This window comes from Streptomyces chilikensis (assembly GCF_001642695.1).
Lineage (GTDB): Bacteria > Actinomycetota > Actinomycetes > Streptomycetales > Streptomycetaceae > Streptomyces > Streptomyces chilikensis.
In genome coordinates this window covers 2,251,505-2,262,371 of the sequence record NZ_LWCC02000005.1, presented here as the reverse complement: position 1 = coordinate 2,262,371, position 10,867 = coordinate 2,251,505, and the positions used below count along the sequence as shown (strand labels likewise).

General features: G+C 75.5%; 8 protein-coding genes, 3 tRNA genes and 1 pseudogene. 5 read left to right on the top strand and 7 right to left on the bottom strand.

The window, feature by feature from the left end:
• From A2U95_RS10175 to A2U95_RS10155, 5 genes and pseudogenes are all read left to right on the top strand, one after another.
• Nucleotides 1–292, top strand: a pseudogene (locus tag A2U95_RS10175) (DNA polymerase III subunit gamma and tau); the annotation flags it as partial.
• A gap of 96 nt (nucleotides 293–388) precedes the next feature.
• On the top strand, nucleotides 389–1,642 hold the full coding sequence (gene purD / locus A2U95_RS10170) for a phosphoribosylamine--glycine ligase (protein ID WP_166021830.1): 1,254 nt from the start codon (nucleotides 389–391) through the stop codon (nucleotides 1,640–1,642).
• Nucleotides 1,643–1,865: 223 nt separating this feature from the next.
• A complete protein-coding gene (locus tag A2U95_RS10165; RefSeq protein ID WP_166021829.1) occupies nucleotides 1,866–3,893 on the top strand; it encodes a M48 family metalloprotease in 2,028 nt (675 codons plus the stop codon).
• A gap of 102 nt (nucleotides 3,894–3,995) precedes the next feature.
• A complete protein-coding gene (locus tag A2U95_RS10160; RefSeq protein WP_166021828.1) occupies nucleotides 3,996–5,450 on the top strand; it encodes a N,N-dimethylformamidase beta subunit family domain-containing protein in 1,455 nt (484 codons plus the stop codon).
• Nucleotides 5,451–5,573: 123 nt separating this feature from the next.
• Nucleotides 5,574–6,473, top strand: a complete 900-nt coding sequence (locus tag A2U95_RS10155; protein WP_166021827.1) for a phosphoribosylaminoimidazolesuccinocarboxamide synthase — start codon at nucleotides 5,574–5,576, stop codon at nucleotides 6,471–6,473.
• Nucleotides 6,474–6,523: 50 nt separating this feature from the next.
• Here the strand turns inward: A2U95_RS10155 and A2U95_RS10150 are convergent.
• The 7 genes from A2U95_RS10150 to A2U95_RS10120 all read right to left on the bottom strand — a co-directional run bounded on the left by A2U95_RS10150 (nucleotide 6,524) and on the right by A2U95_RS10120 (nucleotide 10,670).
• Nucleotides 6,524–6,596: transfer RNA gene (locus tag A2U95_RS10150), tRNA-Gly, on the bottom strand.
• A gap of 23 nt (nucleotides 6,597–6,619) precedes the next feature.
• The gene (locus A2U95_RS10145; RefSeq protein ID WP_166021826.1) at nucleotides 6,620–7,237 is read right to left on the bottom strand and encodes a response regulator transcription factor; all 618 of its coding nucleotides are present in this window, start codon (nucleotides 7,235–7,237) and stop codon (nucleotides 6,620–6,622) included.
• Entirely contained in the window at nucleotides 7,234–8,454 is a 1,221-nt protein-coding gene (locus tag A2U95_RS10140) for a sensor histidine kinase (protein WP_166021825.1), read from the bottom strand. Before A2U95_RS10140 ends, A2U95_RS10145 begins: the two co-directional genes overlap by 4 nt.
• A gap of 42 nt (nucleotides 8,455–8,496) precedes the next feature.
• Nucleotides 8,497–9,303: an ABC transporter permease gene (locus A2U95_RS10135; RefSeq protein WP_166021824.1), complete on the bottom strand. Its 807-nt coding sequence runs from the start codon at nucleotides 9,301–9,303 to the stop codon at nucleotides 8,497–8,499.
• Nucleotides 9,300–10,301, bottom strand: coding sequence for an ABC transporter ATP-binding protein (locus A2U95_RS10130; RefSeq protein ID WP_166021823.1), 1,002 nt, complete (start codon nucleotides 10,299–10,301; stop codon nucleotides 9,300–9,302). Before A2U95_RS10130 ends, A2U95_RS10135 begins: the two co-directional genes overlap by 4 nt.
• Before the next feature lie 136 nt (nucleotides 10,302–10,437).
• A tRNA-Gly gene (locus A2U95_RS10125) sits at nucleotides 10,438–10,513 on the bottom strand.
• Nucleotides 10,514–10,598: 85 nt separating this feature from the next.
• A tRNA-Gly gene (locus tag A2U95_RS10120) sits at nucleotides 10,599–10,670 on the bottom strand.
• Nucleotides 10,671–10,867 lie beyond the last annotated feature (197 nt).

Here is a 10,867-nt window from a genome sequence, read left to right as displayed (position 1 = left end):
CGGCGCCGGCGCGGGCGGAGCCACCGCCCACCAGCCCCCGGCACCGTCCCCGCAGGCGCCCGCCGCGGCGCCCCCGCAGCGGTCCTCGGCACCGTCCCCGCAGGACCGCCCGTCCGCGCCCCCGCGGCAGCAGGCGCCCGAGCCCGCCCCCGCGCCGCGGAGAGTCGTGGCGCCGGAGGACGACATGCCGGCCCCCGACGACCCCGACCTGGACGAGTCGGCCCTCTCCGGCCATGAGCTGATCGTGCGGGAACTCGGTGCGACGGTCGTCGAAGAGGTCGTCCACGACTGACGGCGGCGTCGCATTGGAGGAAGCTCCGAGGCCGGACCCCGCCCGCACCGGGCGGGGCCTACAAGGAGCGGCCCGCCCGACCGTTAGGCTGAGCACGTGAAGGTCCTCGTCATCGGCAGCGGTGCCCGCGAACACGCCCTGTGCCGCTCCCTGTCCCTCGATCCCGCCGTCACCGCGCTGCACTGCGCCCCCGGCAACGCAGGAATCGCCGAGGTGGCGGAGCTGCGCGCGGTCGACGCCACCGACGGCGCCGCCGTCACCACGCTCGCCAAGGAACTGGACGCCGACCTGGTGGTCGTCGGCCCGGAGGCCCCGCTGGTGGCCGGCGTCGCCGACGCCGTGCGCGCGGCCGGCATCGCGGTGTTCGGCCCGTCCGGCGAGGCCGCGCAGCTGGAGGGCTCCAAGGCGTTCGCCAAGGACGTGATGGCCGCCGCCGGCGTGCCCACCGCCCGCTCCTACGTGTGCTCCACCGCCGAGGAGGTCGCCGAGGCGCTGGACGCGTTCGGCGCCCCGTACGTGGTCAAGGACGACGGCCTCGCCGCCGGCAAGGGCGTCGTCGTCACCGACGACCTGGAGGCCGCCAAGGCGCACGCGGCCGGCTGCGAGCGCGTGGTGATCGAGGAGTACCTGGACGGCCCCGAGGTCTCCCTCTTCGCCATCACCGACGGCACCACCGTGGTCCCGCTCCAGCCCGCGCAGGACTTCAAGCGCGCGCTCAACGACGACCAGGGCCCCAACACCGGCGGCATGGGCGCCTACTCGCCGCTGCCCTGGGCCGACCCGGCACTGGTCGACGAGGTCATGGCGTCGGTGCTGCAGCCCACCGTGGACGAGATGCGCCGTCGCGGCACCCCGTTCTCCGGCCTCCTCTACGCGGGCCTGGCGATCACCTCGCGCGGCGTGCGGGTGATCGAGTTCAACGCCCGCTTCGGCGACCCGGAGACCCAGGTGGTCCTGGCCCGGCTGCGGACCCCGCTGGCCGGCGTCCTGATGGCAGCCGCCACGGAGAACCTGGGCGACCTGGAGCCGCTGCGCTGGAGCGACGAGGCCGCGGTCACCGTGGTCGTCGCCTCGCACAACTACCCCGGCACCCCCCGTACCGGTGACCCGGTCACCGGTCTGGACGAGGTCGCCGAGAAGGACGCCCCGCACGCCTACGTGCTCCACGCCGGCACCCGCCGGGAGGGCGACGCCGTGGTCAGCGCGGGCGGCCGGGTCCTGTCGGTCACCGCGACCGGCTCCGACCTCACCGAGGCCCGGGACCGCGCCTACACGGCGGCGGCCCGGATCCACCTCGACGGCTCGCACCACCGCACCGACATCGCCCTGAAGGCGGCCATGGGGGCCTGATCTTTGCGCTGTGTCATCCACCTTTCCCCAGAGCCATTCCATCGAGTGAGCGATGGGCGGTATGGCTGACTGGGGTCCGGAGCCCAACTAGTGTGCCCCGCGAGCGTTCCGGCACTTGGCCCACAGACATTGCGATGTCCTGGCCCGGTGCCACAGTGGGGGGCATGGACAGCGCGGACGGACGACTGACGGCGACGGACACGTGAGGGGGTGAGGTCCGGTCGTGAGCGGTACGGGCACGGAGGCCGGGGCGCCGGGCGCGCGGGCGCGGGCGCTCGCCGTTCTGCGCGTCCGGGGCTGGGCGCTGGGCGCCGCCCTGCTGCCCGCCGCGGTCCTGGTGGTGCTGGTGGCGGGGGGCGCCACCGGGCGGCTGACCGGGCCGTCCTGGGACCTCGCGCGCCTGGTGACCGGCGTCGTGGCGGGGCTGGTGCTGTGCGCCGCGGCGGCGGTCTCGCTGGTCGTCGCGCGCTCCCGCCCGGCCACCAGCCCGACGGTGCCGATCCCCGAGCGTTCGGCGCCCGACCTCTACCGGCTGGTCCGGGACCTCGCCGACCGGCTGGGCGTCCCCGCGCCGTCCGCCATAGAGCTGACCCCGGACTGCGACAGCTGGCTGGAGGACCGCTCGCATCCGGCCCACGGGGCGGGTGCCGGCCGGCGGACCTCCGCCCTGCGCCGCCTGGCCGATCCGCACCGGCGTGACCGCACGGCCCCGGTGCTGGTGATCGGCTCACCGTTCCTGTGGTGGATGCGGGTGGGCGAGCTGCGCGCCGTGCTCGCCCCGGTGGTGGCCGGCACCGGCCCCTCCGCGCACCCGGACATAGCCGCCGCCCGGCGGTTCGTGCGCGGCCTTGACGCGGCGATGGCCGTGGCCGCGGACCCGCAGCGGCGCGGGGCGGGCCGGCTGGCGCTCGGCGCGGTGGCCCGCGTGGTGCGGCTGATGCTGCGCGGTTGCGCGCCGCACGCCGCGGAGATGGAGCGCGGGGTGGCCGCGGCGGCCGCCGAGCGCGCACAGGCCGTGGACCACGGGCTGCGGGTGGTCGCCCAGGAGCAGGTCGGGCTCGCCTACGCGGGCTGGGACCGGCTGCTGACCCGGGTGGCGCTGCCCGCGTGGCGGATGCGCCGCTGGCCGTCCCGGCTGGACGTCGGCGTGGTCGCCGCGCTCACCGAGCTCTCCCGCCGCGACCGGCTGGCCGAGGGCTTCGCCTCCCGGCTCGGCGAGCGCCCGGCCTGCGACCTGCTCGAGGAGCCGGGCGCGGTCGACGAGGCGACCTCGCTGCTCGCGGCCCGCCTCTTCCACGGCGCGTCCGCCGGCCCCGCCGGGCAGTGGGCCCCGGTGGAGTGGCAGGAGTACCCGGAGGAAGTGGTGGACCGTGCCTGGCGCACGGACGCGGACCGCCTCCACCGGGTCCTGGACGGCCTCGGCGCCCACCAGGACGCGGGGGACCGCAGTCTCTCCCGGGTCCTGGACCACCTGGCCCTCCTCACCGAGACCCCCGGCCCCGCACCCGCGGACGGCACGGCCACCGGCCCGTCGTCCACGGACACCGCCGCCGGCGGCCGGACGCCCACCGCCGCCGCGGGCGGCAGCGGCCCGGCCGGCTCGGCCGCCGGTGACCATCCGGCACCCGCAGATCCCGCCGGTCCCGCCGGCGGCGACCCGGCCCCGGCCCCCGGCGTCCCGTCACCCCCCGACGCCCCGTCACCCCCCGGCGAAGCCGCCGGCCACGCCGAGGTGCCCGCCCCCGCGGCGGTGCCGTCTCCGGGCCCGGAGGCGGAGGCGGCGGACCCGCAGGAGGCGGACGGTCCCGACCCGCTGCGCGACAACGAACGCGCCGCCGCGCTGGCCGCCGGCATCACCGCCGAGCTGGCCCGCGAGGAGGCGCACGCCGCCCGTGAGGGGGACCGCGGCCCGGCGGCCGCCGCGTCCGCCGCGGCCGGCGGACCCGGCGCGGGGTCGACCTGGTGGGACGACGGACGGCTTCCGCTGCTCCCGCCCCCGCCGCCGCGCTCCGGCCGGGACCTGCTCGCCGACCACGTCACCGCCATGGTCTGCTGCGCCGCCGTCGACACGGCCGGCGCGGCCCCGGGGCTGGACTGGCTGGACGGCCCCGCCCTCCTGGTGCGCGGCGAGCGCGTCGCCGATCTCGGTCCCCGGGTGCTGAGCCTGGTCGAGGAGGGGGACCCCGCCCCCCTGCGCGCCTGGCTGCGCGACCTGGGCGTACGCGCGGAGAAACCGGTACGGCTGGGGTGAGGTCCCCGGCGCCGGCGCCGCCCGCGGGGAGACGCGCACACCGGGGAACGGCGCCGGCGGCACGAGGCGGTCGCAAGGGAAGTCCAGGGAGGGGAGCGGTACATGGGGCCTGAGCGGATCCGCCGCCGGGAGCCGGGGGCGCTCGCGCACGGCGTGTCGGATCCGTTCGGCCCGGGGCCCCTGCCGTGGCCGCGCGGCGACGAGACGCACCTCGACGACAGCGGCCGGGTGGTGCCCTGGTACGTGGACGGGCCGGGCCCGCGCCCCGGCGGTCCGCGTCCCGCGGACGACGTCCACCGGCAGATCAAGGGCTTCGCGTCGCCCGGCGCCGTCGCGCCCGGCGAGCCGATCGACTTCCGGATCACCGTCGAGCCGCCGCAGGGGTTCGGCATCGACATCTACCGGATCGGGCACCACGACGGCCGCGGCGCCGCCAAGGTGACCAGCAGTCCCCGGCTGGCCGGACTGGTCCAGCCGCCGCCGCTGGTCGCCGACCGCACCGTCTCCTGCCACCACTGGTGGCTCTCCTGGCGGCTGACCGTCCCGGCCGACTGGCGGCTCGGCGCGTACGTCGCCGTGCTCACCACCGCCGACGGCCACCGCTCGCACGTCCCCTTCACGGTCCGCGACAACCGCCCGGCCGACCTGCTGCTCCTGCTGCCGGACATCACCTGGCAGGCCTACAACCTGTACCCGGAGGACGGCCGGACCGGCGCCGGCCTCCACCACGCCCGGGACGCCGACGGCGGGCTGCTGGGCGAGGCCGGTGCCGCGACCACGGTCTCCTTCGACCGCCCCTACGCGGGATCCGGACTGCCCCGGCACGTCGGCCACGCCTACGACTTCGTCCGCTGGGCCGAACGGTACGGCTACGACCTCGCCTACGCCGACGCCCGCGACCTGCACGCCGGCCGCGTCGACCCGGGCCGCTACCGGGGCCTGGTCTTCCCCGGCCGCGACGAGTACTGGTCGCGGCCGATGCGCCGGACCGTGGAGCTCGCCCGCGACCAGGGCACCTCCCTGGTCTTCCTCTCCGCCCACACCCTGTACCGGCAGGTGGAGCTCGGTCCCTCCGCGTCCGGCGAACCGGACCGGCTGCTGACCTGCCGCAAGCGCCGGGGGCCGGGCCGCCCGGTGCTCTGGCGGGAGGCCGACCGCGCCGAACAGGAGTTGCTCGGCATCCAGTACGGGGGCCCGGTGCCCGAACCCGGACCGATGATCGTCCGCAACGCCGGCCACTGGCTGTGGGACGGCTCCGGCGCCGCGGAGGGCGAGGAGATCCCCGGCCTGGTGGCCGGCGAGGCCGACCGTTACTTCCCGCGCGCCCCGCTGCCCGGCCACGACGAGCGGGTGCTGCTCGCCCACTCGCCGTACCAGGACTCCGCGGGCGTCCGGCGCCACCAGGAGACGTCCCTGTACCGGGCGCCGTCGGGGGCGCTGGTCTTCGCCTCCGGAACGTTCGCGTGGTCCCCCGCCCTGGACCGGCCCGGGCACGTCGACCCGCGGATCCGGAAGGCGACCGCCAACCTGCTGGACCGCATCTGCAAACGGGACTGAGCGGCGCCTGCGAACAGAACCGGCCGGTTCCTCCCCGCGCGCCGCCCTCGCGGACCCCCGGGCCGCCCCGGACCCCCCGGTACGGGAGAATCGGGGCATTGGACCAAACCACGGGGAGGAACCGTGTCCGGATTCGTCGAAAAGCCCGAGCCGGTCGAGGTGCCGGGCCTGGTGCATCTGCACACCGGCAAGGTGCGCGATCTGTACCGCAACGAGGCGGGCGACCTCGTGATGGTCGCCAGCGACCGCCTGTCCGCCTACGACTGGGTGCTGCCCACCGAGATCCCCGACAAGGGCCGGGTGCTCACCCAGCTCTCCCTGTGGTGGTTCGACCAGCTCGCCGACCTGGTGCCCCACCACGTCCTGGGCACCGAGCTGCCCGAGGGCGCCCCCGAGGACTGGGCCGGCCGCACCCTGGTCTGCAAGAACCTCGAGATGGTCCCGGTGGAGTGCGTGGCCCGCGGCTACCTGACCGGTTCCGGCCTGCTCGAGTACCGGGAGTCCCGCACGGTCTGCGGCCTCGCGCTCCCCGAGGGCCTGGTCGACGGCTCGGAGCTGCCCGCCCCGATCTTCACGCCGGCCACCAAGGCCGAGGTGGGCGAGCACGACGAGAACGTCTCCTACGAGGAGGTCGCCCGCAAGGTCGGCGCCGACGTCGCCGCCCGGCTGCGCCAGACCACCCTGGCTGTCTACGGCCGCGCCCGGGACGTCGCCCGCGACCGCGGCATCGTCCTGGCCGACACCAAGTTCGAGTTCGGCTTCGACGGCGACCGCCTGGTCATCGCCGACGAGGTCCTCACCCCGGACTCCTCCCGCTTCTGGCCGGCCGACGCGTGGGAGCCGGGCCGCGCCCAGCCGTCGTACGACAAGCAGTTCGTCCGCGACTGGCTGACCTCGGACGCCTCCGGCTGGGACCGCAGGAGCGAGCAGCCGCCGCCGGCCCTCCCGCAGGAGATCGTCGAGGCGACCCGCGCCAAGTACGTCGAGGCCTACGAGCGCCTGACCGGCCTCCATTGGAGCTGAGGCGGGGGCACGAAGAAGCCCCCGGTCGATGACCGGGGGCTCTTCCGCGGAGCGGACGACGAGGCTCGAACTCGCGACCTCAACCTTGGCAAGGTTGCGCTCTACCAACTGAGCTACGTCCGCCTTGCGCCGTGGCGCGAGAGCAACTATACCCAACCTCGCTCACGAGCGGTACGCGCCGCCGTGTGACGGTTCTCCGCGCCCAGCTTGGAGACGGCCGAGGACAGGTAGTTCCGGACCGTCCCCGGGGACAGCCCGGCCCGCTCCGCGATCTCCGCGACCGGCGCCCCGTCCGAGGCCAGCTCCAGCACCTCGGCCTCCCTCGCGGTCAGCGGCGAGTCCCCGGCGGAGATCGCGTCGGCCGCCAACTCCGGGTCGACGTAACGGTTCCCCGCGTGCACGGTGCGGATGATCTCGGCCAGCCTCCGGGCGCTCACCGTCTTCGGCACGAACCCGCGCACCCCCGCCGCCAGCGCCCGCTTGAGGTGGCCGGGCTGCCCGTGGCTGGTCACCACCATCACCCTGCACTCCGGCAGTTCGGCCCGCAGCGCTGTGGCCACCTTCACACCGTCGGCCCCCGGCATCTGCAGGTCCAGGACGGCCACGTCGGGCCGGTGGGCCCGCGCCATGGCCAGCGCCTCGGGCCCGGTGGCGGCCTCGGCGACCACCGCCAGGTCGTCCTCCATGGCGAGCAGCGCGGCCAGCGCGCCGCGGATCAGGTGCTCGTCGTCGGCCAGCAGCAGCCGCACCGGGGCGGCGGTCACGGGGCGGCCTCCAGCACGTCCCGCCGCTCCTGGCCGGCGGCCCTCGACGGAACCTCCGCGACCAGCCGGAACGTGTCGCCGTCCCGGCCCGCGGTGAGCGTCCCGCCGACCGCCGCCAGCCGCTCGCGCAGCCCCGCCAGTCCGGATCCGCCGGTTCCGCCGGCGGTCCGCGCCCCGTCGTTCTCCACGGTCAGCACCACCCGTCCGTCCTTCCTGCCGGCGGTCACCACGCACCGCCGGGCGTTCCCGTGCCGCAGCACGTTGGTCGTCGCCTCCCGCACCACCCAGGCCAGCGCCGACTGCGTCTCGCCGGGCAGCTCCAGGGGGGCCACGGACACCTCGCAGACGATCCCGGCGGCCTCCAGCACGCCCCGCGCGCCGGCGATCTCGACGCCGAGGTCGGCCCGGCGGTAGCCGCGCACCACCGCGCGCACCTCGCGCTGCGACTCCTGCGCGATGCGTTCCACCTCGGTCATCTGGTCCACCGCCTCCGGCCGTCCGCGCCGCGCCAGTTCCACGGACAGCTCGGCCTTGAGCGCGATCACCGCGAGGTTGCGCCCCAGCACGTCGTGCAGGTCCCGCCCGAACCGCAGCCGTTCCTCGGCGACCGCCAGGCGAGCCCGGTTCTCCCGTGCCTCGTCCAGCTCGTAGACGGCGCTGAGCAGCCAGACCGTGAAGACGGAGGTGAAGGCCATGAAGCCGGTGATGAGCAGGACGAGGAGGGAGATCACGAGCGCCACGGCGACGGGCGTGCCGTCCGCCAGGGTCACCGCTCCGGTCCCGACGCCGAATCCGGCCACGGCCGCGGGGACCCGGGCCCGGTCGCGGATGCCCAGGACCATGATGCCGCCGCCGAAGGCCAGCACCATCGCGAAGACCGAGCCGGCCGCCTGCCGGACGTGCTCCTCGTCCGCCCGCCCCGCCAGCAGCACCGCCGTCACGGCCACCGCCGCGGTCATGACGGCGAGGGCGTACACCAGGTTGCGCGGATGGTCACGGGTGCCGCGGGTCCAGTCCAGGGCGCGGGAGGCGGTCACGGCGCACAGGGCCGCGTGACCGAGGACGATCAGGACCACGGGCACCGCGTCCGGCAGTCCCAGGGGCGCCGCCAGCGGCACGGCGCACACCGCCTCGGTCAGGGCGAAGCCGTGGAACGACCACCGGGTGTACGTCTCCACCTTCGCCGGGGTGCTCTTCTTCCCCCACCACTGCCGCACGGCGCTCCCCCTCCCTGTCGGTCCCCGTCCGGTCCCCGCGCCTCAGCGGCGCGGCTCCCATCGGAACCACCGTCGTACAGCAAACACCCCGAGCACGACCCAGACCAGGGCGGTGGCCACGGCGGTCAGCGCCTCGCCGGCGGACATGGTCCCGAGCCAGCCGTCGCGGACCAGGCGGATCGCCGGGGAGAGCGGCAGCAGCTCGCAGACGGCGGCCATCCGGTCGGGCATCACCTCGGTCGGCACGGCCATCCCGGAGCCGAGCATGGTCACGAAGAGGAACGGCAGCGAGGAGACCTGGCTGCTCTCCACGGTCCTGGTGAGCCTCGCCGTGGCGGCGCCCAGTGCCGCGCACAGCACCGCGCCCAGCACCACGCCCAGCACCAGCAGGTGCGGCGCCTTCGGCGCGCCGATGTCCAGCAGCGCCGCGCAGGCCACGGCCATCAGCAGCGTCTGCGCCAGGCTGACGGCGAGCACGGGCATCGCCGTGCCGCCGAGCACCTCGGCGTCGGACGCCTCCCCGGTCCGCAGCCGCTTGAGCACCAGTTCCTCGCGGCGCGAGACGTAGGTGGCGACCAGCGTGGCGTAGACCGCGAAGAGCAGCGAGAACCCGATGCCGGCGGTCAGCATCAGCACGCCGAGGCTGAGCCCGTGGGCCGCCAGATCCATCTCCCGCATGCCCTGGTAGAGGCTGAACGGCAGCAGCAGCGGCACGAACAGCGCGGTGATCACCGCGCTGCGGTTGCGCATCAGCAGCGTGAACTCGGCCCGGCTCAGCGCCCGCAGACGGCCGAGGGGGGTGGTCGCGCCGCTCCGCGCGGCGCCGGTGGCGATCGTGGGGGTGCTCATGATGCCTTCTCCGTCTTCCGGGCGGTGCCCTGGTCGATGGCCTGACCGGTGCCCGGCGTCTCCTGCCGTCCGCCGGCCTCGCGGGCGATGTCGAGGAACGCCTCCTCCAGGGAGGCGGACCGCACGTCGAGCCGGCGCAGTTCGAGGCCCTCGGCGGCGGCCCAGGCCAGCAGCTCGGTGGCGGTCCGCTGGAGTTCGCAGGTGTGCAGCCGCAGCAGGGAGCCCTCGGTCCCGTGGCCGACGACGCCCATCGGGGCGAGCGGCGGCAGATCGGCCGGCAGGTGGCCGGCGGGCAGCTCGAAGGAGATCCGGGACGGCCGGGCCGCGGTCACCTCGGCGGGCGTCCCGGAGGCGGCGATCCGGCCCTCGTGGAGGATGGCCAGCCGGTCGGCGAGGTCCTCGGCCTCCTCCAGGTAATGGGTGGTCAGCAGCACGGTGGTGCCCTGGTCGCGCAGCGCCCGGACCAGCTCCCAGGTCTCCCGGCGGCCCTCGGCGTCCAGACCGGTGGTGGGCTCGTCCAGGAACAGCACCTCGGGGTCGCCCAGCAGGGCCAGCGCCAGGTCGAGGCGCCGCCGCTCACCGCCGGAGAGCTGCTTGACCTTCACGTCGGCGCGGCGGCGCAGCCCGACCAGTTCGAGCACCTCGGCCTCCGGCCGTGCGCCGCTGGTGCAGCCCGCCCACATCCGGGCCGTCTCGGCGACGGTCAGCCCGGAGGGGAAGCCGCCTTCCTGGAGCATCACCCCGGTGCGGGGGCGGACGGCGGCGCGTTCGCCGTACGGGTCGTGCCCCAGCACCCGGACGCGGCCGCCGGCCGGGCGGTCCATGCCCTCCAGCAGCTCCACGGTCGAGGTCTTGCCCGCCCCGTTGGTGCCGAGGAGCGCGAAGATCTCGCCCCGGCCCACCGAGAAGGAGATGCCGCGCACCGCCTCGTACCCGCCCTTGTAGACGCGGCGGAGGTCGGTGACCTCTATCACCTGCTCGCCCTTGCTGATGTCCATGCCCTCAGCATTCCGTCGGGCGGAGGCGGGAGACAGTGGCGCGTGTCATCGGCTCGTATGACAAATGTCAGTCACTGATCCGGAAGGACCTCGGAAACGCCGAAGGCCCCGGTCTACCGACCGGGGCCTTCGAAACTGGAGCGGACGACGAGGCTCGAACTCGCGACCTCAACCTTGGCAAGGTTGCGCTCTACCAACTGAGCTACGTCCGCATTGCCTCCGACCGGCTTTCACCGATCGGTGCGTGGTCCAGCCTACCGGATGCGGAGGGGTGCTCCGTACCGGTGGACCGGTGAGAGCGGGTGACAGGAATCGCACACTGCGCCTCCCCCCTGGAAGGGGGGTGTTCTACTACTGAACTACACCCGCACGGTTCGGGGTTTCGGCCTTCCGGCCTCGCCCCTCGGCGTGCCTGAACTCTAACTGATCACCTGGGGTGCAGCGCAAGTCCGCTCCCCGGACGAGTGACCTGCGGTGGCCGGACGGCCGGCCGGAGGGATGGCCGAGGGGGCCGCCGGACGGCCGGCGCGCGGCCGGCGGGGCGGCCCGGCCACGCGCCGGCCGCG